Annotated in this window: 24 protein-coding genes; 20 read left to right on the forward strand and 4 right to left on the reverse strand. The window is 57.0% G+C overall.

The genetic code is table 11. The features are described 5' to 3' along the window. The first annotated feature begins 76 nt into the window (after nucleotides 1–76). From M3668_RS10650 to M3668_RS10685, 8 genes are all read left to right on the forward strand, one after another. The gene (locus M3668_RS10650; RefSeq protein WP_251380822.1) at nucleotides 77–1,795 is read left to right on the forward strand and encodes a ribonuclease J; all 1,719 of its coding nucleotides are present in this window, start codon (nucleotides 77–79) and stop codon (nucleotides 1,793–1,795) included. A 95-nt stretch (nucleotides 1,796–1,890) separates the two neighbouring features. Continuing rightward, nucleotides 1,891–5,175, forward strand: a complete 3,285-nt coding sequence (locus M3668_RS10655; protein WP_251380823.1) for an FtsK/SpoIIIE family DNA translocase — start codon at nucleotides 1,891–1,893, stop codon at nucleotides 5,173–5,175. Nucleotides 5,176–5,226: 51 nt separating this feature from the next. Further along, nucleotides 5,227–5,832 carry a CDP-diacylglycerol--glycerol-3-phosphate 3-phosphatidyltransferase gene (pgsA, locus tag M3668_RS10660; protein ID WP_251380824.1) on the forward strand — a complete coding sequence of 202 codons (606 nt, stop codon included), beginning with the start codon at nucleotides 5,227–5,229 and terminating at the stop codon, nucleotides 5,830–5,832. Continuing rightward, the gene (locus M3668_RS10665) at nucleotides 5,832–6,335 is read left to right on the forward strand and encodes a CinA family protein (protein WP_251380825.1); all 504 of its coding nucleotides are present in this window, start codon (nucleotides 5,832–5,834) and stop codon (nucleotides 6,333–6,335) included. Before pgsA ends, M3668_RS10665 begins: the two co-directional genes overlap by 1 nt. A 262-nt stretch (nucleotides 6,336–6,597) precedes the next feature. Next, on the forward strand, nucleotides 6,598–7,047 hold the full coding sequence (locus tag M3668_RS10670) for a helix-turn-helix domain-containing protein (RefSeq protein ID WP_251380826.1): 450 nt from the start codon (nucleotides 6,598–6,600) through the stop codon (nucleotides 7,045–7,047). A 73-nt stretch (nucleotides 7,048–7,120) separates the two neighbouring features. Beyond that, nucleotides 7,121–7,342, forward strand: a complete 222-nt coding sequence (locus tag M3668_RS10675; RefSeq protein WP_237203599.1) for a DUF3046 domain-containing protein — start codon at nucleotides 7,121–7,123, stop codon at nucleotides 7,340–7,342. Nucleotides 7,343–7,555: 213 nt separating this feature from the next. Then, nucleotides 7,556–8,656: a recombinase RecA gene (gene recA, locus M3668_RS10680; protein WP_251380827.1), complete on the forward strand. Its 1,101-nt coding sequence runs from the start codon at nucleotides 7,556–7,558 to the stop codon at nucleotides 8,654–8,656. A gap of 126 nt (nucleotides 8,657–8,782) precedes the next feature. Then, nucleotides 8,783–9,793: a regulatory protein RecX gene (locus tag M3668_RS10685; RefSeq protein ID WP_251380828.1), complete on the forward strand. Its 1,011-nt coding sequence runs from the start codon at nucleotides 8,783–8,785 to the stop codon at nucleotides 9,791–9,793. Between the two features lie 75 nt (nucleotides 9,794–9,868). On the opposite strand, the gene M3668_RS10690 is transcribed toward M3668_RS10685, so the two are convergent. Both M3668_RS10690 and M3668_RS10695 read right to left on the reverse strand, forming a co-directional pair. After that, the gene (locus tag M3668_RS10690) at nucleotides 9,869–11,092 is read right to left on the reverse strand and encodes an aromatic amino acid transport family protein (RefSeq protein WP_251380829.1); all 1,224 of its coding nucleotides are present in this window, start codon (nucleotides 11,090–11,092) and stop codon (nucleotides 9,869–9,871) included. A 95-nt stretch (nucleotides 11,093–11,187) separates the two neighbouring features. Continuing rightward, nucleotides 11,188–12,303: a hypothetical protein gene (locus M3668_RS10695; protein ID WP_251380830.1), complete on the reverse strand. Its 1,116-nt coding sequence runs from the start codon at nucleotides 12,301–12,303 to the stop codon at nucleotides 11,188–11,190. A 35-nt stretch (nucleotides 12,304–12,338) separates the two neighbouring features. Here M3668_RS10695 and miaB point away from each other — a divergent pair, with 35 nt between their 5' ends. Genes miaB through dapF form a run of 3 tightly spaced genes read left to right on the forward strand, consistent with a single transcriptional unit; the run spans nucleotide 12,339 to nucleotide 15,866 of the window. Next, nucleotides 12,339–13,853: a tRNA (N6-isopentenyl adenosine(37)-C2)-methylthiotransferase MiaB gene (gene miaB, locus M3668_RS10700; protein WP_353055979.1), complete on the forward strand. Its 1,515-nt coding sequence runs from the start codon at nucleotides 12,339–12,341 to the stop codon at nucleotides 13,851–13,853. Continuing rightward, on the forward strand, nucleotides 13,850–14,854 hold the full coding sequence (gene miaA, locus M3668_RS10705; RefSeq protein ID WP_251380831.1) for a tRNA (adenosine(37)-N6)-dimethylallyltransferase MiaA: 1,005 nt from the start codon (nucleotides 13,850–13,852) through the stop codon (nucleotides 14,852–14,854). Before miaB ends, miaA begins: the two co-directional genes overlap by 4 nt. 49 nt (nucleotides 14,855–14,903) lie before the next feature. Continuing rightward, the gene (gene dapF, locus M3668_RS10710; RefSeq protein ID WP_502948973.1) at nucleotides 14,904–15,866 is read left to right on the forward strand and encodes a diaminopimelate epimerase; all 963 of its coding nucleotides are present in this window, start codon (nucleotides 14,904–14,906) and stop codon (nucleotides 15,864–15,866) included. 53 nt (nucleotides 15,867–15,919) lie between these two features. Here dapF and M3668_RS10715 read toward each other — a convergent pair whose 3' ends face one another. Then, nucleotides 15,920–16,528 (reverse strand): class I SAM-dependent methyltransferase, encoded by a 609-nt coding sequence (locus M3668_RS10715; RefSeq protein ID WP_251380833.1) that lies wholly within the window; start codon nucleotides 16,526–16,528, stop codon nucleotides 15,920–15,922. Between the two features lie 191 nt (nucleotides 16,529–16,719). Here M3668_RS10715 and hflX point away from each other — a divergent pair, with 191 nt between their 5' ends. Both hflX and M3668_RS10725 read left to right on the forward strand, forming a co-directional pair. Next, nucleotides 16,720–18,321: a GTPase HflX gene (gene hflX / locus M3668_RS10720; RefSeq protein ID WP_251380834.1), complete on the forward strand. Its 1,602-nt coding sequence runs from the start codon at nucleotides 16,720–16,722 to the stop codon at nucleotides 18,319–18,321. Beyond that, nucleotides 18,321–20,354 (forward strand): ATP-dependent DNA helicase, encoded by a 2,034-nt coding sequence (locus tag M3668_RS10725; RefSeq protein WP_251380835.1) that lies wholly within the window; start codon nucleotides 18,321–18,323, stop codon nucleotides 20,352–20,354. The genes hflX and M3668_RS10725 overlap by 1 nt, the downstream gene beginning before the upstream one ends. Nucleotides 20,355–20,425: 71 nt before the next feature. Here M3668_RS10725 and lexA read toward each other — a convergent pair whose 3' ends face one another. Then, entirely contained in the window at nucleotides 20,426–21,139 is a 714-nt protein-coding gene (lexA, locus tag M3668_RS10730; protein WP_251380836.1) for a transcriptional repressor LexA, read from the reverse strand. Nucleotides 21,140–21,358: 219 nt separating this feature from the next. On the opposite strand from lexA, the gene M3668_RS10735 reads away from it, so the two are divergent. The 7 genes from M3668_RS10735 to M3668_RS10765 are packed head-to-tail and all read left to right on the forward strand — an operon-like array spanning nucleotide 21,359 to nucleotide 26,302. Beyond that, on the forward strand, nucleotides 21,359–21,967 hold the full coding sequence (locus M3668_RS10735; RefSeq protein WP_251380837.1) for a LysM peptidoglycan-binding domain-containing protein: 609 nt from the start codon (nucleotides 21,359–21,361) through the stop codon (nucleotides 21,965–21,967). A 37-nt stretch (nucleotides 21,968–22,004) separates the two neighbouring features. Next, nucleotides 22,005–23,114, forward strand: coding sequence for a histidinol-phosphate transaminase (locus M3668_RS10740; protein WP_251380838.1), 1,110 nt, complete (start codon nucleotides 22,005–22,007; stop codon nucleotides 23,112–23,114). A 33-nt stretch (nucleotides 23,115–23,147) separates the two neighbouring features. Then, complete coding sequence (gene hisB / locus M3668_RS10745) at nucleotides 23,148–23,780, forward strand: imidazoleglycerol-phosphate dehydratase HisB (RefSeq protein ID WP_251380883.1); 633 nt, start codon at nucleotides 23,148–23,150, stop codon at nucleotides 23,778–23,780. After that, nucleotides 23,781–24,461 (forward strand): imidazole glycerol phosphate synthase subunit HisH, encoded by a 681-nt coding sequence (hisH, locus tag M3668_RS10750; RefSeq protein WP_251380839.1) that lies wholly within the window; start codon nucleotides 23,781–23,783, stop codon nucleotides 24,459–24,461. After that, entirely contained in the window at nucleotides 24,462–24,632 is a 171-nt protein-coding gene (locus tag M3668_RS10755; RefSeq protein WP_251380840.1) for a CG2302 family histidine operon protein, read from the forward strand. It abuts the gene before it with no gap. Between the two features lie 24 nt (nucleotides 24,633–24,656). Continuing rightward, nucleotides 24,657–25,388, forward strand: coding sequence for a bifunctional 1-(5-phosphoribosyl)-5-((5-phosphoribosylamino)methylideneamino)imidazole-4-carboxamide isomerase/phosphoribosylanthranilate isomerase PriA (gene priA, locus M3668_RS10760; RefSeq protein WP_251380842.1), 732 nt, complete (start codon nucleotides 24,657–24,659; stop codon nucleotides 25,386–25,388). After that, nucleotides 25,388–26,302, forward strand: a complete 915-nt coding sequence (locus M3668_RS10765; protein ID WP_251380843.1) for an SseB family protein — start codon at nucleotides 25,388–25,390, stop codon at nucleotides 26,300–26,302. The genes priA and M3668_RS10765 overlap by 1 nt, the downstream gene beginning before the upstream one ends. The last annotated feature ends 161 nt before the right edge of the window (nucleotides 26,303–26,463 follow it).

Consider the following 26,463-nt stretch of genomic DNA (forward strand, 5'->3'; position numbering starts at 1 on the left):
TACCTAAGACACTAGGTTTTAGGCAGGCCCGCTTTGCCCGTAGAAAATACAAAAAGAAAAGTAAGAAAGAGAGACTATGGCTCAAACTGTTACTAGTCCCCATATGCCGCCCAAGCTCAAGAAGGACACCCTGCGCGTTGTGCCGCTCGGTGGCCTGGGTGAAGTAGGCCGTAATATGACCGTTTACGAGATCAACGGTAAGCTCCTCATCGTTGACTGCGGCGTGCTCTTCCCCGAAGAGTCCCAGCCCGGTGTTGACCTGATTCTGCCGGATCTCAACTACATCAAGGACCGCCTAGATGACGTGGTAGCTGTGGTGCTGACCCACGGTCACGAAGACCACATCGGCGCTGTTCCTTACCTGTTGCGCCGCCGCCCCGACATCCCCCTGGTGGGATCACAGCTGACCCTGGCCTTGGTAGAGGCTAAGCTGCAGGAACACCGCATCAAGCCCTACACCATGGACGTGGTCGAGGGGCAGATCGAGAAAATCGGCCCCTTCGAGTGTGAATTCGTTGCCGTTAATCACTCCATTCCCGATGCCATGGCAGTCTTCATTCGCACCGTTGCGGGTAACACCCTGCACACCGGTGACTTCAAGATGGACCAGCTACCCCTGGACGGACGTATTACCGACCTGCGCCACTTCGCGCGTCTGGGTGAAGAAGGTGTTGACCTCTTCTTGCCCGACTCAACCAACGCTGAGGTTCCCGGCTTCACCCCCACTGAGAAGCACATTGGTCCGGTGATTTCCAACGTCATCCGTGACGCCAAGAAGCGCGTCATTGTGGCTTCCTTCTCCTCTCACGTACACCGCGTACAGCAGGTGCTGGACGCCGCCGAAGAACGGGGCCGTAAGGTCGTGCTAGTGGGCCGCTCGATGGTGCGAAATATGACCATCGCTGAAAAGCTGGGTTACCTGACCGTGCCCAAGGGCCTGCTGATTGACCTCAAGAAGGTCGATGACTACCGCCCCGACCAAATCGTCATGATGTGCACCGGCTCCCAGGGTGAGCCCATGGCTGCGCTCTCTCGCATGGCTAACGGCGATCATAAGATTCAGATTGAACCCGATGACACAGTCATCCTGGCGTCCTCTTTGATCCCCGGCAACGAGACCTCTGTCTACCGCGTCATCAACGGCCTGATGAAGCTGGGTGCTAACGTGGTGCATAAGGGTAACGCTAAGGTTCACGTTTCAGGTCACGCAGCAGCGGGCGAACTGCTCTACTGTTACAACATCCTGCGCCCCCGCAACGTCATGCCCGTGCACGGTGAAGTCCGCCACCTACAGGCCAGCGGCAAGCTGGCCGTTGAAACCGGTATCAAGGAAGACCGCGTGCTGATCTGTGACTCCGGCACCGTGGTTGACCTCAAGGACGGCTTGGCGAATATCGTGGGTCAGGTACCCTGCGAATATGTTTATGTTGACGGCAAATCCGTAGGCCATGTAACCGAAGATGACCTCAAGGACCGCCGCGTCCTGGGCGAAGAAGGCTTCGTGTCTATCGTGACCGTTATCGACCGCGCCACCAAGCGCGTTGTGACCGGGCCGGACATCCACGCCCGCGGTATCGCTGAAAACGATTCCGTCTTTGATGACATCACCCCCAAAATCACTGCGGCTCTTGAGGACGCCTTGCACCGTGCACCTGAGCGTGTGCATACCGTGCACCAGTTGCAGCAGATTGTCCGCCGCACAATGGGAGCCTGGGTGGCCCGCCGCCTGCGCCGTAAGCCCATGATCGTGCCTGTGGTGATTGAAACCAACACCCCTGAAGCCCGCAAAGGCTAACAAAAAAGCTATCTAGCGTAGCTATGGTGCGAAGCTCCTCCACACCGGAGCTTCGCACCTCTTGCCCTATCAACCCACGAAACTGTACTGGAAGAATGGCTCCGAGAAACTCACGATCGAGCAAATCAGCACCCCGTTCAAACGGTTCCCGCGCGAGCGCGTCCAAACGCGCGTCCGCTCGGAAGGGCAACCGCAGAACCGCTACACCCCAAGAGAGCAACGCCCTGGTGCGTGCCCTGGTAGGGGCGTGGCAGGGCCTTGCCTTCACCGTGGGTGGAGCCGTGCGCCGTATGGGCGCCCTACGCACCGATATTGAGCTGCACGAACGCAGGGACGGCGGAGCCCTCTTGATCCTGGCTATCGGCCTTCTCACAGCTGCTGTGGAGTGGTGGGGTTGGCGTGCTGACGCCAACGCCGACCTGGCCTGGTACGAATGGCCCCTGAACATCTGGCACATTATTGTTGGTGGTCTCTTCGGCCAGGGATCATTGCTCATTCCCATTTTGTGCTTTATCTTTGCCATCCGTATCTTCCGGCACCCCTTGGAGGTTCGGGAGAATAACCGTATTGCTTTGGGCTTTACCATCATGACCGTTTCGGCTTCAATGATGGGCGCCAAGGTAGCTGATTACCCCACCTTCTCTGATTCCTTTGAACATTTTTGGGGCGGCGGCGGTACCGTTGGCGTACTCATCGGCACCCCTGCCAGCCGTATCGTGGGCGGGGTTAACGCCCTGGAATGGATTCTCATTAGCCTGGTTTTTCTGGCCGGGTTCCTGGTCGCTACTCGAACCCCTCTTCGCCAGGTCTGGCCTAGGACAGTTCACATCTTTGGGATTCTGCTGGGGGAGCACCACCATCACGCTTCTTCCTCAGCCGGTTCTCGTGCTACCTCACGCACTGCTGACGATCAGCCCACCAAAGTCTTTGATGAGGGTGAGCATGACCGCTCCTACCTCTATGACGGTGACTATGAAGAATCACCGGCACCCCAGCGTCGCGGCGGTTTGCTCGCTTGGTTGGGCTTTGGTCAGCAGCCAGCGGTAGACACCCGCCTCGATGCTTATGATGGGGATGAAGCTTACCGCGGTGCTCTATTTGAGGAGCCTGCTGCAGATACGGCACCGGTGGCTCAGACTGCCCGCGGTCAGCAGAGCTCAACCGTTGCTTCTACCCGCCCGTCTGTTGATGCCTTTGATGTTGAAGCTTCCCGCAAGCAAACCCGCAGCGAAAAGAAGGCAGCTAAGAAAGCCGCTCAGCAACGTGCGGAGCTCTTCGATCAGGGGGCCTGGGCTGAGACCTCAGCAGGCGAGCTCGGGTCCGGTACCTCTGATGCCCCAGCTCAGCGCCTAGATGAGACCCGCCGGGCAGCTGCCCAGCGCGGCAATCTAACCGAGACACTCACCGAGCCTGAAGAAGCCTCTGAGCGTAAAGCTCAAGTTCAGGGCGAAACTGGTGCTTTAGGGACTCCTCGCACCCACACCGTACCTCGGCCCTCATCTCACAAGAGCGCCGCTACCGGTGGTGCACTAGACGCTAGCCTGGCTAGCGCTGCCGCTGGAGCAGTAGGAGGCACCGCCTCAGCTAGCGCTGCCTCTGGAGCAGTGAGCCCCACAACCCCAAACTCCTCAGCACCTGCTCCTTTGGCACCGGCTGCTCCCGCGGCGTCCGCGCCCCATGCTACGCGTGGCGCTGAGCGCACTTCCCGCATTCATAACAGCACCCGCGTGGAGTTAACTGAGCAACCCCGTGAAGCTCAGGTGGTTGAAGCCGCCGGGCGCGATTACACCCTGCCCGCAGAAAACATGCTGGACGCGGGCCCTCCAGCCAAGGAGAGTAGCGAGGTCAATGAGCAGGTCGTTGATGCTCTGACCAATGTTTTGCAGCAGTTCAACGTAGACGCTGAAGTGACCGGCTTCTCTCGTGGCCCCACAGTTACCCGCTATGAAATTGAACTGGGCGCTGGTACCAAGGTAGAGCGCGTTACCGCCCTATCCAAGAACATTTCTTACGCCGTAGCATCGGCCGATGTGCGCATTCTTTCACCCATTCCGGGCAAGAGCGCTATCGGCATCGAAATCCCCAACACCGACCGTGAAATCGTGGTGCTGGGCGATGTGCTGCGCTCGGCTAAAGCTCACGCCACCGATCACCCCATGGTAATGGGCGTTGGTAAGGACGTCGAGGGTGGCTTCGTGATTGCCAACCTGGCCAAGATGCCCCACATGCTGGTCGCAGGCGCTACCGGTGCCGGTAAGTCCTCCTTCGTGAACTCCATGATTACCTCCATTCTCATGCGTTCAACCCCTGACCAAGTGCGCCTGGTCATGGTAGACCCCAAGCGCGTGGAACTCACCGCCTACGAGGGCATCCCGCACCTGATTACTCCCATCATCACCAACCCCAAGAAGGCGGCCGAAGCACTGCAGTGGGTGGTCCGCGAGATGGACGCCCGCTACGACGACCTCGCCCACTACGGCTATAAGCACGTGGACGACTTCAACAAGGCAGTCAAGGCAGGCAAGATTCAGCCCGAACCCGGCTCCAAGCGCAAAATCAAGGCCTACCCTTACCTGCTGGTGATTGTGGACGAGCTGGCGGACCTCATGATGGTTGCCCCGCGTGATGTTGAAGAGTCCATCGTGCGTATCACCCAGCTGGCGCGTGCCGCCGGTATTCACCTGGTTCTAGCTACCCAGCGTCCTTCGGTGGATGTCGTCACCGGCCTTATTAAGGCCAATGTGCCCTCCCGTATGGCTTTTGCTACCTCCTCGGTCACCGACTCCCGCGTGGTGCTAGATCAGCCCGGCGCTGAGAAGCTGATTGGCCAGGGCGACGCCCTCTTCCTGCCCATGGGCGCCTCCAAACCCATGCGTGTGCAGGGTGCCTGGGTCTCTGAATCCGAGATTCACGAGGTGGTAGAGCACGTCAAAACTCAGATGCCGGTTTCCTACCGCGATGATGTGGTGGCTACCGCTCCTTCGAAGAAGATTGCCGATGATATTGGTGATGACCTCGATGACCTGCTGCGCGCCGCGGAACTGGTGGTGAATACCCAGTTCGGTTCGACCTCCATGCTGCAGCGCAAGCTTCGCGTGGGCTTCGCTAAGGCAGGCCGTCTCATGGACCTTCTTGAATCCCGCGAAATCGTTGGCCCCTCTGAGGGGTCAAAGGCACGTGACGTGCTGGTTCAGCCTGATGACCTGCCGGGTGTACTGGCTAAACTGCGCGGTGAAGATCCCCCTGCTCTGGCCGAAGACTACGATGACCCCTACGCTGGTGACCCCGTGGGGAAGATGAACGCGGGCGTCCCTGAAACCGTTGATGATTACGACGGAGATGATGGCGATGAGGATGCCTGGAGCCTCACTGGGCGATAATAGAAGTACCCGACACCGCCAGTGACCACTTACGTAAGGACGTGATACGAGATGGCAGAACAAACAGCTACCACCTCATCTAACTGGAACCTTCCCAATGCTTTGACCGCCCTGCGTATTGTCATGGTGCCCCTCTTTATCTGGCTGCTTTTGGCTGGTGGTCAGCACGGTGAAAACGATATGGGCTTACGCTGGTGGGCTGTTGCTGTCTTCATCATTGCTATGATCACGGACTGGCTAGACGGGCATCTGGCTCGCTCCCGCAATCTGATTACCAGCTTTGGCAAGATTGCTGACCCCATTGCCGACAAACTTCTTACGGGGGCAGCTTTCGTGGTTCTCTCTATGCTGGGTGAGCTGTGGTGGTGGGTCACTATCGTGATTCTGGTGCGTGAATGGGGCATTACCGTGATGCGTCTTTTCATCATCAAATACGGAGTTATGGCAGCGTCCAAGGGTGGCAAGATGAAGACCGTTCTGCAGACCGTAGCCCTGGTGCTCATGATTATGCCTTTGGGGCAGCTGGGCACCTGGGCACTATGGCCGGGCTGGATTGCTATGGCAGCCGTCGTGGTGATTACCGTGGTAACCGGCATTGATTACGTTATTAAGGCAATGCAGCTGCGCCGGGACTACTTCACAGCTCAGGGCCGCTAATGCAGCCACGTGAGCAAGACCTTGAACTAGCCGCAGCCAGGCTGGTGGCAGCAGCTTCGCTGAGAGGGGTGACATTGGCTACCGCTGAGTCTCTAACAGGTGGCTTGCTGGGGCAGCTTATTTGCTCGGTTCCTGGGGCCTCTGCTGTCTACCGAGGCGGAGTTATTTCCTATGCTTCGGAGGTGAAGGCGTCGGTGTTAGGAGTCCCAAGTGGTCTGCTAGCTAGTAGGGGCGCAGTTGATCCAGAGGTAGCCCAACATATGGCAGAGGGTACCGCCCGGGTCTGTGGGGCAGACTATGGTGTTTCCACAACCGGCGCTGCTGGGCCCGAGCCCTGGGACGGTAAACCCGTTGGCCGAGTCTATCTAGCTGTGGCTGGTGATGGGCAGGTCTTTTCAGTTGAAAAAAACTATGCAGGTGATCGCCAGAGCATACGCCAACAGGCAGCTCACGATGCGCTGGTGCTCCTGGCAGATGCTCTTGAGGATGAGCTATCCAGCTAGTGGGCTCGTATGGGTGGGGCTTGCCAGCAAGCCCCACCATAAGCTGTTAACCTAATTCCCAGTAAGTCTTCAGATAAATTTCGGGAAAACGGGGAATGAAAGCACAGGTTATTGGGTTTCAATAGATGTAACAGGAAAAGGTCGTAAGTATACGAAATATTCTTGATTTTCAGCTGACTGCGCAGATTGAGTGCGCTAGGCTGAATAACAACCAACTTTTGAATCTATCAAAAGAAAATACCCATAGGAGATAGGTATAAAAATGACGAAGCAGCCCGTATCCGTGAACGGTGTCGTCCGTTGGAAGGATGTGGGTCAGACAGAGAGTGCTGCCCCAGTCCACGAGACCGGCAAGGTTATCCTTCTGCGTCACGCCATCGGCGAAGTTCTGCGCAATGTTCGCCAGCGCCAGGGCCGCACCCTCCGCGAAGTTTCACATTCAGCTCGAGTATCACTGGGCTACCTCAGCGAGGTTGAGCGCGGTCAGAAAGAAGCCTCATCAGAGCTTCTTGCTTCCATCTGCCAGGCACTCAATATCACGCTTTCAGCTATGCTGGCCGAAGTTTCCGCCCGCATGGCAACTGAAGAAGGTTTCTCTGTGCCTGATACTGTTCCCGCTGAATTTTCAGAGCAGTTCAAGCGCGAATACGGCATTGCAGCTACCTCTAGCCGTGACATCCCCGCTGTAGAGCGCCCCGTAGTGGCTCGCTAAGAAATCTAGAGAAGAGGAGCTGGACCCGTAGGGGGGTTCAGCTCTTTTTCTATTCAGGTATGTAAAGGCAACTATGAAGCTCAGTGAATTTTGGGTAGCGATGGAGCATGAATTTGGGTCAGCCTATGCCCGGCATCTTGCTAGAGACCTGGTGCCGGGAGACTTTGGCGATCTGACGGTTGAGCAGGCATTAGCTGCGGGTAAGGACGTGCGCGCAGTGTGGCTTGCCGTCTGCCGCATCCAAGACTTGCCTGAAGATCGGTGGCTGGGCCCCGACGTGGCGCAGCGTGCCTAGACTAGCGAATCACTAGAACACTTTCGCACTTAATAGAAAATATGTTCGAATGTGTGTAGAATGTGTACACATGAAGCTTAAACGCTGACACATAAAACGGTTATCCACAGATTTTCAGAAAATATACCGAGACTCCCTAAAGTGTCAGCCACAGGTATTACCGTGGTGACTAGAGGAAAACACTCCGCCACGATAAGAGATGAGGAAACGTAGATGGCAGCTAAAACCCGAATGCAGACAGTGAGCCAGGTGCCCGCCGAAGGCCGAGAAAAAGCACTTGAAGCTGTACTTGCGCAGATCGATAAGAACTATGGAAAAGGCTCAGTCATGCGACTGGGTGACCGTGAGACTCCTAAGGTTGACACCATTTCAACTGGTGCTCTTGCTCTGGATGCCGCCCTGGGTATCGGAGGTCTGCCCCGTGGCCGCGTCGTAGAAATCTACGGCCCTGAATCATCGGGTAAAACCACCGTTGCTCTTCACGCTGTTGCCAGCGTCCAGAAGGAGGGCGGCATCGCCGCTTTCATCGATGCCGAGCACGCTCTTGACCCTGTTTACGCAGCTAAGCTGGGCGTTGATACTGACTCCCTGCTGGTCTCCCAGCCGGACACCGGTGAGCAGGCCCTTGAGATTATGGATATGCTGGTGGGCTCCGGTTCGGTCGATATTATCGTTATTGACTCCGTGGCTGCTCTGGTGCCCCGCGCGGAAATCGAAGGTGAAATGGGTGACTCCCACGTGGGTCTGCAGGCTCGCCTGATGTCCCAGGCGCTGCGTAAGATTACCGGACGTCTTGCTTCAACCAACACCACAGCGATCTTTATCAACCAGCTACGCGAAAAGATCGGTGTCTTCTTCGGCTCACCTGAAACCACCACCGGTGGTAAAGCACTCAAGTTCTACGCTTCGGTCCGTATTGATATCCGCCGTATTGAGACACTCAAGGACGGGGCTAACCCCATCGGTAACCGCACTCGTGCCAAGATCGTCAAAAACAAGATGGCGCCTCCCTTCAAGCAGGCTGAATTCGACATCCTCTACGGCGAAGGCATTTCGGTAGAAGGTGGCATCCTGGACCTGGCAGTAGACCACAACGTGGTCAAGAAGTCCGGTGCCTGGTTCACCTATGAGGGTGACCAGCTGGGCCAAGGTAAAGAAAACGTTCGCCGCTTCCTCAAAGACAACCCTGAGCTCTGTGAGGAAATTAAGTACAAGACTATGGTTAAGCTCGGCATCGTAGAAGCTGAAGAAGAGCCTGAGGAAGTAGCTAGCGACTCGGTTGATCCGCTGGATGACATTTCAGAGAACTTCTAGCCACCAAGTTCTCCACCCCATCTCTTCAGAAGCTCTCCACCTAGGGGTAGTGAGGGCCGGTTGAGACAGAGCAAGCCGCTCCTCCCTCTGGGGAGGGCGGCTTCGCTCATATGAGAAAGTAGAAGCATGCAGAGTAGCAATTTTTCAGAAGAGACCTTTCTACAGCCAGAGGAGTACCCTGCGTGGCACCCGGCTGCTCAGGGCATAGCCCAGGACCTTCCCCACGAAAACGGGGTTGATGCCGCGACTTCTGCACCTGCGACCCCGTACACCGGCAAAAACCTGCCCACGGAACCTAATGGGCAGCAACAGCGTCCAGCTTCGAACGAATCTGTTTCGGGTACTAACCGCTACACCAAGCGGCGCAATCCCAACCATAAGAAGGGATTCCGCCGCCCGCCAGCAAAATATGCTGCTACTTCACCGTTTGCACCCGCTATTGGGGCAGCCAGCGCCGGGGAGCCAGACGTTCAACAAAAACGCCCGCGGAGCACGCCGCTCTTCCGTGAAGGCTCCGCCCTTAATGAGCCGGTCAGCGACGAAGCGATGTTGCTTCAAGGGGTTACGCCCTTACCGGAACCCGGGCAGGGCCGACGCCGTGCTAAAGAGCCTGAGAGCGAGTTCAGCCGTGCAAAGAATGTGGTGCTTAACCAGTTAGCAGCCTCCCCTAAATCCAGGTCTATGCTCTATAAGAAGTTGGTTGAGAAAGAGATTTCTGAACCTGTCATTGAAGATGTGTTGGCTCGTTGTGAAGCTGTAGGTCTTGTGAACGATGCTGAGTTTGCCGATGTCTATGTGCGCACTCGCATGAACGTAAAGAAGCTGTCTCGAAGCGCTATTCGCAGGGAACTGAAGCAAAAAGGTGTGGAGGGGGAGACCGCAGAGATTGCACTGGAACAGCGCACCGACGATGACGAACGCAATGATGCCCATGAGCTGGTGCGTAAGAAGTTGCGGCCCTCCATGGACCTCGCTGACCGCCAGGAGAAGGATAAAATCATGCGCCGCCTAGTAGCTATGCTGGCGCGGAAGGGCTACCCATCGGGGCTGGCTTTCAGTGTGGTCAAGCAAGAGATTGAAACGTATATAGAAGAGAACGGCATAGAGAACTCAAGTTCGGGAAGCTACTACGAATAAAAACTAAGGGCGCCGCCCGCACTTGTTAGTGCAAGCGGCGCCCTCGTGCTGTATCAGTGACTGCGGTAAAGGTTTCTAAGCCCAGCCGGTGGGAAGTAGGCCGAAGATGGCAGCCAGGGAGTAGATGAAGGCGACCATATAGGTGAAGATGAGCAGGCCCTGAATGAGGGGGTGAGCCTGCCAGGTGACCGCCCAGACTGGCTGTAGCTCACCCTTCTTGCGGGCAGCATGGAGCATGAGCACCGGCAGAATAGACATGGCAGCACCGGCAAAGCCGCCGGCGTAGCTGAGTGCCGAAACGAAGCCACCTAGACCCGCGAGAGAAATCGCTAGAGGCGGCACAACGGTCAGAAGCACAGCGATGAGACGCTTGCGGCTTTTCTCATTCCAGTGGGCAATATCTAAGATGTTGCGCATCGCGGTGTAGCCAATTGCAACGAAAGAAGTGAACATGGCGAGGAGCGCGAAGATGTTAGCGAGGTAGTAAGCCACAGGTCCCAGAGCTTCACCCCAGGAGAGAGTGACTACTTCTGAGACGTTGTCGCCCAGCAAACCGAGTGCCACAAAGGGAACCAAAGCCAGGGTGAAGCCTGTGGCCGCCATGCCACCCACTAGAGCGGTGGGGATAGCACGAGGGTTGGTATCGCCTAGGCCGCGCACTAACTCAGGTACGACGTACTGGGCCATAAAGGTGAAGACCGCCAGGTTCATGATGGGGATGATGAAGAAGGGGTGTAGCACCAGTAGGTTTTCGAAGGTGATACCAGGGCCCAGAATGGTCCAGAGCGAAAGAGCAAGGATGATGGCCGCCATGCCGGTAGTGATAAGGCCCTCGACCAAGCCTGTAGCGTGCAAACCCTTGTACATGATGAAGGAGCCTGCCAAGAAGAAGAGGAGGCTCCCGGCCAGCGGAGGAAGTCCGGTCAGATTGCTCAGCAGAGAACCTGAACCAGCCGCGTAGGCGATGAGGGCTCCAATGCTGTTGACCATGATGGCAGCAAAAATAATCCATCGACCTGTCTGGCCCAAATATTTTTCTGCAAGGCCTGAAAGCTGCAGGGGCTCTTTAGTGCGCTGGGAAATCTCGGCAATGTACATCATGGAAAAGGTGGTGAGCAGACCCGCGATGGCCAGGGCAATGGCGAGCGCTAAGAAGCCGCCGTTTCGGGCGGCGTAGGGCAGGCTGAGAATACCGGCGCCAATATTGGTGCCGAAGATGAGTGCGATACCCTGAAGGACGCTCAGGGTGGGGGCAGGGCGCTGATAGGTAGCTCCGCTGGAGGTGACGCTATGAGGCATAGATTAGCTTTCGAGAGAGGGCGGGTGTGTTTCATCTTAGATTGTACGGGGAGGTTTTTAGTCTCCGAGTGGTCAGCGGTGTAGCGTGTGGTGGATCAGTTTGATGCTGGTGGCGAGTTGCCGGCTTGTTCGGCGCGAATGCCTTGAATAATCAGCAACGCGGCTTCCACCTCTGGCACGCTGGTCAATTCTTCTGCGGTGGGGATGCCGGGGTAGATGTGCTGTGCCAGCATAAGGGCTGCCTCCTGAAGCTGTCTTTCGTTCAGGTAGGTGGTCAGTGATGGGCCTGGTGTTGATGGGAAGCCTAGGAGAACTTCAGCAAGGAGCAGGGCGGGGTGATGCCATGCGCTACCCTCAGCATCTAGCGCCCTGACTGCTAGGTTCCCCGTGCTCAGGGCAGGGGGCTGGGCAACGGATAAGACCACATTGAGAGGCGAGAAGTCTCCACTGGTTAACACAGACTGGTGGGGGCTGACTGCCAAAAGGGTCTCGAGGTTACCCCGTACCCGGGCAAGGTGATCTGGAGGCAGATCACCGCTAACCACCATTCGCTCTAGCCCTTTGAGCACCAAAGCGGGGGAAGTGAGTGAACCGGGGCTGCTTGCTTTGGGGTCAGCTAGCGCCAGCTGCTGCCTGAACCCTTCAATGGTCTTCTGCTGGGCAGGGGAGCGGAGCACCGCCGTCCACAGGTCTAGGTAAGCTCGCAGAGCTAAAGCAGCCTGCTGAGACCCCTGGACCATGAGTTCAGCGCAGCTTTTCAGTTCGCTGGTTGCACCTGAAGCTAGGTCTTCCATCATGAGAGTGCGGCGGCCATCGTCAGAAGCAAGTAGCTGCGGGTAGACACCGGGCACCAGTTCATCCAAGGCGGCTAAACCGTGCTTTTCCCTCAGGTAACCAAAGCCCCCAGAATTACTAGCAGCATCGCGACGGCGGAAAAACTTGACGATGCGGCTGCTCGTAGCGCTCACGGTGCCGCCCGGGGAAGTATCCGAGCCTTCGAAGACCAGGCGCAAAACCACCGACCGCATACCTGCTGACAAAATCTTTACCGCGCCCACCCTGCATCCTGATGTCTGCTCAGCGAAATCAAGCATGGCGGCCGCTAGGCGCGCGAAAGCAGCCGAGGTCACCGGTGACTCAGTGCTAGACGGAGTGTAGGCGTCAGCGGCAGCCGCTATCAGTACGGCGAAACGAGGGGATGAAGCTGACATGGTCACTATTATCGCCTATCTAGTACCCTAGAGAAGTGAGTATTGACGTATCAGTAGAGAAGCCAGAAGAAACAACCACAACCCGCACCTACGAGGTGCGCACGTTTGGTTGTCAGATGAACGTACACGATTCAGAGCGCATGAGCGGTCTGCTGGAATCCAGCGGCTATGTGCCTGCTGAGGACGGCGAGCGTGCTGACCTGGTGGTCTTTAACACCTGCGCGGTGCGCGAGAACGCCGATAACAAGCTCTACGGCAACCTGGGCATGCTCAAGCAAGTCAAAGACGTTCACACCGATATGCAGATTGCTGTGGGTGGCTGTCTGGCGCAGAAAGACCAAAACACCATTATTGAGAAGGCTCCCTGGGTCGATGTGGTCTTCGGTACCCACAACATTGGCTCACTTCCCACCCTGCTTGAACGTGCTCGCCACAACAACAAAGCTGAGGCTGAGCTGCTGGAATCCCTGGAGGTTTTCCCCTCAACCCTGCCCACCAAACGCGATAAGGTCTACTCAGGCTGGGTCTCTATCTCGGTGGGCTGTAACAATACCTGCACCTTCTGTATTGTGCCCTCCCTGCGCGGTAAGGAACAGGACCGCCGCCCCGGCGAGATCTTGGCTGAGGTACAGGCATTAGTAGACGACGGCGCTATTGAGGTCACTCTTCTGGGCCAGAACGTGAATTCCTACGGTGTAGGCTTTGGCGACCGCCAGGCTTTTTCTAAACTTCTGCGGGCCTGCGGTGAGATTGAGGGCCTAGAACGCATCCGTTTTACCAGCCCTCACCCTGCCATGTTCACCGATGACGTCATCGACGCAATGGCAGAGACCCCCAACGTCATGCCCGTGCTGCACATGCCTCTGCAGTCCGGTTCGGATAAGGTGCTCAAAGATATGAAGCGCTCCTACCGCTCCAAGAAGTTCTTGGGGATTCTGGAGAAGGTCCGCGAGCGCATCCCTGAGGCTGTTATTACCACCGATATCATTGTGGGCTTCCCCGGTGAAACTGAAGAAGACTTCGCTGAGACTCTGCGCGTGGTTGAAGAGTCACGCTTCTCCTCGGCTTTTACTTTCCAGTACTCGATCCGCCCCGGCACCCCGGCTGCTACCATGCCTAACCAGGTGCCCAAGGCTGTGGTGCAGGAACGGTATGAGCGCCTGACTGCCCTGCAGGACCGCATTGCCGGTGAAGAGAACCGTAAGCAGATGGGCAAGACCGTCGAGCTCATGGTCACCGCTGAATCAGGGCGCAAGGCTGAGCAGACCCACCGACTTTCTGGCCGTGCCCGAGATCAGCGTCTGGTGCACTTCTCTGTGCCTACCGGTTGCGAAATACCCCGTCCCGGTGACCTGGTCACTCTACCCATCACCGAAGCCGGTTCCTTCCACCTGATTTCAGACCCGGACGCCAGCCAGTACTCGGTGCGCCGCTCGCGTGCAGGGGATGCCTGGGACCGAGCACAGGCTGATTCGTGTGGTACCGGCACCACCCAGGTTCCTGGCTCTCCGGTATCTTTGGGTCTCCCGACCATCGTGAAGCGCTCATGACATCTTCCGCTGATGGAACCGCTGAGCTGGCGCACCCCACTGTCGCTAGTGCTCTGCCGGTCATTGCCATCGTCGGCCCAACGGGTAGCGGCAAGTCTGATCTTGCTATCGACCTCGCCCTCACCTTAGGAGGGGAGTGCATCAACGCTGATTCTATGCAGTTTTACCGCGGTATGGACATCGGCACCGCTAAAATTACCGCTGAGGAAATGCGCGGGGTGCCCCACCACATGCTGGATATTCTGGACGTCACCGAGGAAGCTTCGGTCGCCGTTTTTCAGCAGCAGGTGCGTCAGAGGATTGCTGAAATTCAGGGCCGTGGCCGTTATTCCATCGTGGTGGGCGGCTCTGGTCTCTACGTACGAGCAGCTCTAGATGTGCTGGAATTCCCAGATACGGACCCGGCTGTACGTGCTGCCCTGGAAGATGAACTCAAAGCCAAGGGCCCCGGTGTTTTACACGCCCGGCTACTGCAGGTAGACCCTGAATCAGCGGCACGGGTCAAGGACGACCGCCGGCTGGTGCGAGCCTTGGAGGTCTACCAGGTGACCGGTCGGCCCTTTTCGTCCTTTATGCCTACCCGTCAGTATGTCCAGCCTTCCCTGCAAATTGGTCTTAACGGAGACCGGGCACAGCTGCACGAACGCCTGCATGAGCGCGTGGTTCTCATGGAAAAGGCCGGTCTGCTGGCTGAAGTAGAGACACTGGAGGCACGTGGACTACGTCAGAGCAAGACGGCCTCTAGAGCTATCGGCTACCGTGAATTCTTGCGTCTTTTGGATGCTGAGCGCGGCCAGTTGCCTCAGGGCGAGAAGTACACGGTGGAAAAAGCCATCGACGATACAGTGACCGCAACTCGCCAGTTCGCACGCCGGCAGATCACCTGGTTCTCGGCTGATCCTAGGGTGACCTGGCTGGATTGGTCAGATGCTGAGAACGCCGACCGAGCGATAGAGGCGATCCGACAGTTTGAGGCTACAAGCCCTGCCCAGAGCAACTAGACTGAGGGGCAGATGAATAGGTCTATTGTGAGACCAACGACCGAAAGGGATACCAGTGGCTACCCACGTATATGAAGCTCCTGTCTGGGGAGATCTCACCGCCAAAACCTTGACGAAGGGGCATGCAACGGGCAACGATTTTATTTTTATCACTGACTCCTTAGGTGAGCTGGACCTTCCTGCTGAACTGATTGCACAGGTAACTGACCGCCACTTCGGTATTGGTGCAGACGGATTTATCCGCGCGGTCAAAACCAAAAACCTGGACTTTGCCAGCCACTTGCTAGAAGCCCATCCCGAGGCCACATGGTTTATGGACTACCGTAACGGTGATGGTTCCATCGCTGAGATGTGCGGCAACGGCGTGCGCGCTTTCGTGGACTACCTGCTCAGTGAAGGCCTAATTGAACTTGAAGAAGGTGGACGCCTCCTCATCGGCACCCGAGCAGGTGTCAAAGCCGTGGCTAAAACTGATACTGGCTACGCCATCGATATGGGCCCCTGGGGCTTCATCAACGGTGACATGGCACGCGATAACGGCACTGACGCCCAGGTTACCGCTAAGGGCCTCAAAACCCCGCGCGGCGCACTCTCCATCACCATGGGTAACCCCCACACCGTGGTCATGTTAGGGACCGACGGCAAACTGGATGGACTCAACCTGCACGAGGCCCCTAAAGTTTCACCCCGACCACCTGAAGGTACCAACGTCGAATTCGTGGTCCCCGAAGAAATCTCAGCAGAAGACGGCGACCCAGCCACCGAAAATATCGGCCAAATCCGCATGCGCGTCCACGAACGCGGCGTCGGCGAAACCCTCTCCTGCGGCACCGGCGCCTGCGCAGCTGCAGCAGCCACCCGTTTCTGGGGCGGAGACGAGGCCCCCGATGAGTGGTTGGTGCGTGTCCCCGGTGGCACCTTAGCAGTCACCTTCGTGCTCGGACCGGACGAACTTGAACACGTCGTCCTCGCCGGGCCCGCCACCATGGTAGGTAAAATCCTTCTCGGCTAGGAAGAAAACGAGAGGTAGCGGCTGCTAGAACGCGGCCGCTCAAACTCTCATGGTTATTCTGCGGGGTTGTGTACCTGCAGGATGCGGAAGCCCTTGGAGGTAGCGTAGCGGCTAACCTCCAGGGCCGGGAACTGAGCGCTCAGCCACTTTTGCAGAGAATCAGAGCCCAGATTCTTTTGGACCACCAGGTAGGCAGATCCACCGGGGGAGAGTCGAGGCAACCACCGGTGCATGATGTCGTGTAAGACCTCTTTACCTACCCGAATGGGAGGGTTAGACCAGATCGTGTCAAAGGTGAGATCCTCGGGTAATGACTCAGGGCTACCCACCGTCACATTGGACAGCCCCAGCTTAGCTGCATTCATCTCGGTGAGTTGGGCTGAACGAGAGTTCACATCAACGCCGTAGACCGCAGCTGCTGGTGCCCGCATTGCTAGGGTAAGGGTAATGGGGCCCCAACCACATCCAATATCCAAGAGGTGGCGGCCGGTAGGTTCGGGAGCCTCGTCCAGCAAAATCTTGGTGCCCTTATCGACGCCACCGGGGCTGAAAATACCGCCCGCTGTCATCACAGTGACTTTCTGCCCTGCCAGCTCAACAGAGAGGGGCTTAGGGGTGAAGTCTCCGGTGGGGTTTTCAGAAAAATAGTGCGCTGAACTCATAGACTACTATTTTACGCCACCCGGCGAACCAGGTAGACAGTGGTGACTTCCTGGTAAGAACAACACGATACCCGGTAGGCACGGGGCTTAAGCCACCAAAGAACACCCCCACCTTTTAGCCCGCACCCACTGCCCCTAGCGCTCTCACCCCGGTAGAATAGAACACAGTTTCTAAACCTGAGAAAGGCACTATGACCGAAAACGCAAACCCCAGCCAGACCGCACATCTGCCATCTGATGAGCAGCTCCGCCTCACCGTTGACAGGGTGCTAGGTAGGGCAGAAAGCAGCGGGAACGTGCTGGGCGAACGCGCTCGCGAGCTTTCAAATAACCAGAGCGAACATTCCTCCTATGATGGTGAACAGCAGGATCTTGAAGAACGTCGTGCGCTACGCCGCGTGGCCGGTCTGTCTACCGAGCTTGAGGATGTCACTGAAGTCGAATACCGCCAGCTACGCCTTGAACGCGTGGTGCTAGCAGGTGTCTGGAGTGAAGGGACCTTGGCTGAGGCAGAGAACTCTCTGCGAGAGCTCGCCGCACTGGCTGAGACCGCTGGTTCTGAGGTTCTAGACGGTCTGGTACAGCGCCGCCTCAAGCCGGATCCCGGTACTTTTTTGGGCTCCGGTAAAGTGCTTGAACTCAAAGATATCGTTGAATCGACAGGTGCCGATACAGTCATCGTGGACGCCGAGCTGGCCCCCTCCCAGCGTCGTGCTATTGAAGATATCGTCAAGGTTAAGGTCATTGACCGAACCGCTTTGATTCTGGATATCTTTGCCCAGCACGCTAAGTCCCGTGAAGGTAAAGCACAGGTTGAGCTCGCTCAGCTGGAGTACATGCTGCCCCGTCTGCGCGGTTGGGGTGCTTCCCTTTCTCGCCAGGCCGGTGGCCGTGCTGCCGGTGGCGAAGGTATTGGTTCACGTGGGCCCGGTGAAACCAAGATTGAGCTGGACCGCCGCCGCCTGCGCGCCCGTATGGCTAAGCTCAAGCGCGAAATCGCTGCGATGGCACCGGCCCGCGAAACCAAGCGTCTTAACCGCAAGCGAAACCGGGTGCCCTCGGTGGCTATTGCCGGCTACACCAACGCCGGTAAATCCTCGCTTCTTAACCGCCTCACGGATGCTGGCGTGCTGGTTGAAAACGCTCTCTTTGCCACCCTTGACCCCACTGTGCGTAAGGCGCAAACTCCGGATGGGGTTGGCTATACCCTCTCTGATACCGTAGGTTTTGTACGATCACTGCCCACTCAACTGGTGGAGGCCTTCCGCTCCACCCTCGAAGAGGTAGCGGATGCTGATGTGATTGTGCACGTGGTCGATGTGTCCCACCCTGACCCCGAGGGGCAGATTCACTCGGTGCGTGAAGTCATTACAGAGGTTGAGGCTCAGAACATTCCTGAGATTATCGTGCTCAACAAGGTTGATGCTGCGGACCCCTACGTAGTTGAACGCCTGCGTCAGCGCGAACCCAACCACGTGGTGGTCTCTGCCCGTACCGGTGAAGGCATTGAGGAGCTGCAGCAGAAAATTGCTGACACCATTCCTCGCCCCTCCATCGAACTAAACCTGCTGGTGCCCTATTCCCACGGTGAGATTGTTTCCCGTCTGCATCAGTGGGATGCCGAAATCCTGCGCACTGCCTTTGTCTCCGATGGAACCTACGTTCAAGCGCTGGTGCGCGATGAGGTTGCCTCAGAACTATCGGAGTTTGTTCTAGATGATGAACTCTTTGAAATTCTGCAACTCGAAATCGATGAGGCGGTGGCTGCTGGCGCCGTCGAAACCACCCGTTAATGAGTGAAACCGTCAGTGCACCTACCGGGCAGGAGCTAGAAACCCTGCCCGGTGCTAAATCTGCTCTAGAACTTCTTGACACGGTGGTGGAGCGCAGCGGAGGCCAAAAACGGGACGGCCAGCGCACCATGGCAGCACACGTTGCCCGCTCGCTGGAGACTGAAAAGCACCTGCTGGTTCAGGCGGGCACCGGCACTGGTAAGTCCTTGGGGTACCTGGTCCCTGCCATTGTTTCGGCCCAGCACAGCGAGAAACCCATCATCGTTGCCACCGCTACTCTGGCGCTACAGTCCCAAATTGTACACCGAGATATCCCGCGCCTTCTCGAGGCGCTGGGGGACCAACCCGAACACGAAACTGATGTAGCCATCCTCAAGGGTCGCAATAACTATGCCTGCCTGCACAAGGTTGAAGGCGGCTACCCTGATGACGACGGTGACACCCTTTTCGAAATGGACGCTGCCACTGGCGCTACCGGCAAATTGGGTGAAGAGATTCTCCGCCTGCGCTCCTGGGTGCAGACCACCGATACCGGCGACCGCGATGAGCTGCTTCCGGGTGTCAGTGACCGCGCCTGGCGACAAGTTTCAGTAACTGCCTCGGAATGTCTGGGACGTAAGTGCCCCCTCATTGAGGAATGCTTTAGCGAAAATGCCCGCACCCAGGCAGCCGATGCAGATATCGTCATCACTAACCACGCGCTCTTGGCGATCAACGCCTTTGAGGGCGTCAACGTTCTGCCTGAACACGAGGTCGTAATTATCGACGAGGCTCACGAACTCGCGGACCGAGTGACCGGTGCGGTGACTGGCGGGCTTTCACCTCTCATGGTCAGCAAGGTTGCTCGCAGCGTCCGCAAACACACCACAGCCGACCACAAAGCCTTAGAACAAGCGGCTTTGAAACTGGATGATGCTCTCAACGGTGTGCCTGCTGAACTGATGGCCAGGGGGTTGCCTGACCGCGTCGCTGCGGCCATGGAGCAGGTGCGCGATGCCGCTCGTTCTGCCCTTACTGATACTAAGTCGGGTGAAAAGGATGCGGATGCTGGCCGGCAGATGACGCGGGCTAGCCTCACCGAGGTACACGACACCGCCGAGAAAATGCTGCAGGCAGACCCTCAACACCAGGTAATTTGGGTGTCCCGCCAGGGCTCGTGGGAGCCGGGTCGTGGTTACGTGGCAGCCTCCGATGATGATCCTGCAACCCTCAACATCGCCCCTATTTCTGTTGCGGGTTACCTGCGCGAAGGTCTCTTTGACGGCCGCACCGTGGTGCTCACCTCGGCAACGCTGGCACTGGGGGAGTCCTTTGAAGCAACAGCTGGCGCCCTGGGTCTCATGGGTTCAGGCGCGCCCCGCTGGGATGCTATCGATGTGGGTTCGCCTTTCAACTACCCCAAACAGGGGGTTCTCTACCTAGCATCAGACCTACCCAAGCCCGGACGTGGGGTATCAATAGAACAGCTGGACCGCATCGTTGAGCTGGTGGCTGCCTCCGGCGGCGGTGCACTGGGCCTCTTTTCTTCCAAACGAGGTGCGGAACTTGCCGCCGAATATGTGCGTGAGCGAACTGACCTCAACATCCTCTTACAGGGAGAATCATCCCTGCGAGCACTGGTTAAGGAATTCGTGGAAGATACAAATTCCTGCCTCTTTGGCACCATGAGCCTGTGGCAGGGAGTGGACGCCCCGGGGGATTCCTGCCGCCTGGTCATTATGGATCGTATCCCCTTCCCTCGGCCGGATGACCCGCTTTCACAGGCACGTTCGCGTGCTGTCGCCAAGAACGGTGGTAACGGTTTTATGGCGGTATCAGCCACTCACGCGGCTGTTCGTATGGCTCAGGGTGCTGGACGTCTGGTGCGCTCAGTGAACGACCGCGGTGTTGTTGCGGTTCTAGATTCGAGAATTGCTACCCAGCGGTACGGTAGTTATCTGGTGAAAACGCTGCCGCCTTTTTGGGCTACCCAGAATAAGAACGTGGTGCTGGGCGCCTTAGAGCGTCTGGCGCAGACTGTTGAGACCCCCTAAGGGTTTGGGTATATAAGAAGGGCTAGGTCAGCATGACCTAGCCCTTCTTGTGTGAGATGGTACTTAGCGCTTTAGAGGCTACGCAGAACCGAGACGACCTTACCCATGATGGTGGCTCGGTCACCCAGGATTGGTTCATACTGGGTGTTCTGGGGCAGAAGCCAGGTGTGGCCGTCACGCTGGCGGAAGGTTTTGACCGTGGCCTCGTCCTCTAAGAGGGCTGCAACGATGTCACCATTTTGAGCGGTATTTTGGGTGCGGACTACGACCCAGTCACCGTCACAGATAGCGGCGTCGACCATGGAGTCGCCCTTGACCCTCAGCATGAAGAGATCGCCGTTTCCCACTAGCTGGCGGGGCAGGGTCATGACATCTTCGATTGATTGTTCGGCGGCGATCGGTGAGCCAGCTGCGATACGGCCAACTAGAGGTACCGTTGCTAAGTCTTCGCTGCTCTGTTCGAAGGTCGGTAGGAGGGGTAGCCGAAGCACAGACGTCTCTGTAGCGGGTTCAGCCTGCTCACCCTCACCGAGAATCTCGATAGCGCGTGGACGTTTGGGGTCACGGCGAATGTAGCCCATCTCTTCAAGACGGCTCAGCTGATGAGTCACCGAAGAAAGAGACGCCAAGCCCACCAGGTCGCCAATTTCTCGCATGGATGGCGGGTAACCGTGCTCGTCGATGGCCTCTGAAATGGCCTCCAGAATATTTTTCTGGCGGGCAGTAAGCGGGCGAGATCCCTTATTTCTAGGGCTGGCCGGAGTGTGCTGGGTGCGTTCGCTCACGGTGTGCTCGTCTCTGTTGGTCCTAAAATGTCAGCCACCTATTGTCTAATGATCCAGGTGGTCTTCTAAGACTATGCCACCAAAACAGTTTATTCAAACATTTGTTCTAATTTTTCTCGACTATGTTCGAGTTTTCTGATAGAACATAAGTACTAGATTTTTTAGAACATTCATTCGACCTTGGGTTGAATGTTTGAGCAGTCGTTAGGAGAAGGACAAATGAGCGCTATCGCCCTACCGGATTTTATGGCTCCTGCTTCTTCCAAGAAGCCCCTCAACTCATTGCAGGCACAGGCTGACGCCCAGCGTTCACGAGCAAAAGCTAACTCGACTTTCACCACCCCCCAGTATCGAATTCGTACCGTTGAGCCTGGAACTTTCAGACGCCACCAGGGTGCTCAAACTGCGGTAACACGACCGACCCAGCAGGGGCAGCTCCTCGCCCCAGTTTCTGCAGCACAGACTTCTCAGGGGGTAAACCAACAGAAGAAGCGTGGTTTGCTAGGAGGAGCCGTGCGTTTAACACGTAAGGGTCGCTTGGTGTTCCGCGGCATCCCTGCGCTGACTCTTGCTGTCCTCATCGTGCTGGGAGCCTTGACTTTCATCAACCCGGGCGAAGCGAAGAGCTCAACCGGCGAAATGGCAACTCAGGTTAGTTCTACTATGACGGTTATGCACGGTGACTCACTCTGGTCCATTGCCACAAAAGTTGGCCCGGGCCAGGACAATCGAGACGTCATTAACCACATTATGCAAATCAATGATTTGAGCACTGCCCGGGTCGAGCCTGGCCAGGTGCTTGAGGTACCGGTCTACACTTCGAAATAAAATGTTCGATATGAGCTAGCGCGGCTAGACTGGTGGGGTGACTAATTCTATGGACTCTCTCTCTGCCCTCCCTCTGCGCGATGATCTGCGGGGCCGTTCACCCTACGGTGCGCCCATGATTGATGTGCCCGTGACTCTCAACGTCAATGAGAACACCCATCCCATGCCCGGTGAGGTTGTAGATGCGATTAGTCGCGATGTAGCTGCTGCAGCCCTCACGCTCAACCGCTACCCCGATCGCGAATTCTCATCGTTGCGCCAGGAATTAGCAAGCTACCTTGGTCACGGTCTGACCGCAGAGAATCTTTGGGCAGCAAATGGCTCCAACGAAATTCTGCAGCAAATCATGCAGGTCTTTGGCGGCCCCGGGCGAAGCGTCATGAGCTTTGTGCCCACCTACTCTATGTACCCCCTCCTCGCGGACGGCACCAACACTACTTTTATTGCCGGCTACAGGGCTGAGGACTACTCCCTGTCCACCGAGTCGGCTCTTGCTCAGATTCAGGAGCATCGACCCAACATCGTCATCCTCTGCTCACCTAATAACCCCACCGGCACCGGTCTTGAGCTTGGCGTGATCGAGGCTGTCTATGAGACGGTGGCCGCTTATAACGGCATTGTAGTGGTCGATGAGGCCTACGCTGAATTCGCCCAAGACCGCTCCCGCAATGCTTTGACCCTACTCTCCGGGCGTCCCAACCTGATTGTTACCCGAACTATGAGCAAAGCCTTTGCCCTTGCAGGTGCTCGTCTTGGGTATTTCGCCGCAACTCCCGCAGTCTGTGACGCTGTCCGCCTCGTCCGTCTGCCCTACCATCTTTCGGCGGTCACCCAGGCGACGGCTGTAGCTGCGCTTCGCCACCGCCAGCAACTCCTGGCTAATGTTGATGATATTCGAGCACAGCGCGACCGCATCGTAGATCACCTGGCCGGCTTAGGGCTAAAGCCCGCCGTATCAGACTCAAACTTTGTCTTTTTTGGTGGGTTGAAGGATGAGAAAGCGGCTTGGCAATACTTGCTGGATGCCGGCGTTCTGGTACGTGATAACGGTATACCCGGCTACCTGCGCGTCACCGCCGGAACAGAGGCAGAAACCAGTGCATTCTTAGAGCATATGACGGCATACATCGAGACATTCGAGCGATAATTTTTCTTGACCACACCATACATTGAGGTAGACATGGCAGTACCCCACCAAACATCAACTGGGCTAGGCCCCCGCATTGCAAAGATGGAGCGCAAGACCAGTGAATCATCGGTCAGCGTCGAGATCAATCTGGACGGTACCGGAGTGTCAGACATCGACACCGGCGTACCCTTCTATGACCACATGCTGACCGCACTTTCTAAGCACTCACTCATTGATATGACGATCAAGTGCTCGGGGGATACCCACATTGATGTGCACCATACCGTTGAAGACACCGGGATCGTGCTGGGCGAGGTTCTACGTCAGGCCCTGGGTGATAAGGCCGGTATTCGCCGCTTTGGTACCGCAACGGTGCCCCTAGATGAAGCGCTGGCGTCGGCAGTCGTTGATATTTCAGGGCGCCCCTATCTGGTGCACACCGGTGAACCTGCCGGCTTCGAGTTCCACCTTATCGGCGGGCACTTTACTGGTTCGATGGTGCGCCATGTATTTGAAGCTTTTGCGTACCATGCCGGTATTTGCCTTCACATTACCTTGTTGGGTGGCCGCGATCCCCACCATATTGCTGAAGCTGAGTTCAAGGCACTGGCACGGGCCCTGCGTCAGGCAGTAGAACCAGATCCCCGTCACGCAGGTATTCCTTCCACTAAGGGAGCACTCTAAATGGCAGAGCCCCAGCAGAAACCTTTAGTTGTCGTTCTGGATTACGGCGCGGGAAACGTCCGTTCAGCGGTTCGTGCCCTTGAAGAAGCCGGAGCAGAAGTGCTCCTGTCACGTCGCGAGGCTGATGTGCTGGGTGCTGATGGTCTGGTAGTGCCCGGGGTAGGTGCCTTCCAGGCGGTGATGGACGGTCTGAAGCAAGCAGATGCTATCCGTATGATCGGACGTCGCGTGGCCGGTGGGCGCCCCGTTCTGGGGATCTGCGTTGGCCTTCAGGTGATGTTTGAGCACGGCGTTGAACACGGCATTGACACCGAAGGTTTGGGTGAGTGGCCTGGAACCGTCGAAAAGCTACAAGCTGATGTGGTACCTCACATGGGCTGGAATACGGTGCGCCCGCCGGCTGGCTCCCGCCTCTTTGCGGGGATTGAAGAGGAGCGCTTCTATTTCGTGCACTCCTACGGCGTGCAGAGCTGGGACTTTGATCAGAACATCGAATCTATGGTGCCCCCTCAGGTCACATGGTCCCATCACGGCACTGACTTCATCGCCGCCGTTGAAAATGGACCTTTATCGGCTACCCAATTCCACCCCGAAAAATCAGGGGAAGCTGGCTTGAAACTCTTGCGCAATTGGCTGAACACATTGCCCGTGACCGGCCGTATCTCAGTGCAGGAGGACTAAATGTCCGCTTCTACTTCAGGCCTACTGCTGATGACCATTGGCATGATGTTCGTAGGCGGCGCTTATTCTTTTTATCGACAGAAAATTACTTGGATAGCCCAGCTTATTTTGCTGCTGGTGGGGCTCGGCTTCGCTGGCTATGGCCTCTACATTGTGCTCAACTACGGGTAAAAAACCTCATTTTTAGGAGAAACTATGACTGAACGACTTGAACTATTGCCCGCAGTAGATGTTGCTGACGGTCAGGCTGTGCGTCTGGTCCAGGGTGAGGCTGGCTCTGAAACCAGCTATGGTAGCCCGCTTGAAGCGGCTCTTGAATGGCAGAATGCCGGCGCTGAATGGTTGCACCTCGTTGACCTGGATGCCGCGTTTGGTCGCGGCGATAACATTGATATTCTGACTGAAGTAGCTCAGGAGCTGACCATCAAGATTGAGATGTCTGGTGGTATCCGCGACGATGCTTCTTTGGAACGCGCGCTTTCCCTCAACCCTGCCCGCATCAACTTGGGCACCGCCGCACTGGAAAACCCTGAATGGACCCGTAAAGTTATCGCTGAACACGGGGATGTCATCGCTGTTGGGCTGGATGTCCGCGGGGATATTCTTGCTGCTCGCGGCTGGACTCAAGAGGGCGGCAACCTCTGGGAGGTACTGGACCGCCTGAACGAGGACGGCTGTGCCCGCTACGTGGTCACCGACGTCACCAAGGACGGCACCCTGCAGGGCCCTAACCTGGAGCTGCTACGCAAGGTTGCTGAGCGAACCGACAAGCCGGTAGTTGCCTCCGGGGGTATCGCCACCCTCGATGACATTGCCGCTCTGCGCACTATGGTTCCCCACGGCGTTGAAGGTGCCATTACAGGTAAAGCCCTCTACGCAGGTAAGTTCACCCTGCAGCAGGCACTTGATGTAGCAGGCCGTCCCTAATGGCCGACTTCTCGGACCGAGTGCACCGTGCTCACACCCACGGGCACGGTGGGGGAGGTGAAGACCAGCGGAATCTGCCTACCCACATCGCCGCGCAATTGGCCAGTGCCGGGCAGAAAACTGATACCGGCGGGCAGCCTTGGGAAGGGCGAAACCTTGCTGAGGGTACCAGCCACACTCACCAGTACCCGGGCGATCAGGGCACGACGGACCCGGCTCTGCAAGAGGTGTTTGACGCTTTTGTTGCTGGTGAGATTGATGAAGCTGCTGTGGTCGATGCCTTGCGCAATGTGCGTATTTTCGCCCCGGTCGTTGCCCAGCTTTCCCAGGCAGAAATTACCGAAGCTGGGTTAGTCTCGGATAAAGAATCAGATATGGCTCTGGTCAGCATTCAGGCACCGGACGGTCGTAAGGCCTTGCCAATCTTCACGGCGGTCGATGCTTTGACTGGCTGGCACGATTTGGCTCGCCCGGTGGCCGCTGACATGCGTAAAACCGCTCTCTCAGCGGTGGAAGATAATAACCAGCTCATCGTTATCAATCCCGGTCAAAACCTGACCTTTGTACTGCGCCGCCCGGCCTTCTGGGCCATTGCTAAAGGTCAAGAATGGGTGCCCTCCTACCGCAACTCGCAGGTAGCCCAGGCACTCCAAGACATTGCCGCCCCCATCTCAGCAGTGACTGCTGTCGAGGCTGCCCCGGGGCAGGGCGTCTATAGCCGTACAGCAGACGGCATTGTGCTGGCAGGCGGCGGTCACGGGCCTGAACTAAAAATTACACTGCGCTTAGCACTCGGTCTTACACAAGATCAGCTTAACCACACTGTGCAGACCTTTCAGCAGGGACTGGCCATTAACCCGGTTATCTCGGAGCTGGTTGATTCCGTGCAGATCTCCCTAGCGTCTGCCTCATAGAGAGGGTTGAAAGGGCGCCATCGGCACTAGCTATACAGAGCAAAAGCGGGTACCCCTTCGTCGACTGACACTCTCGCAGGCTCGCACGCGATGCGCGCCAGCTCGGACCAGTCGATTTCTGGGATGCCCGTCTTTGCTCTTCTACGCGGGGCCGTAAGGTC

Origin of the sequence: Rothia sp. P100, from assembly GCF_023712425.1 — a bacterium.
Taxonomy (GTDB): Bacteria; Actinomycetota; Actinomycetes; order Actinomycetales; family Micrococcaceae; genus Rothia; species Rothia endophytica.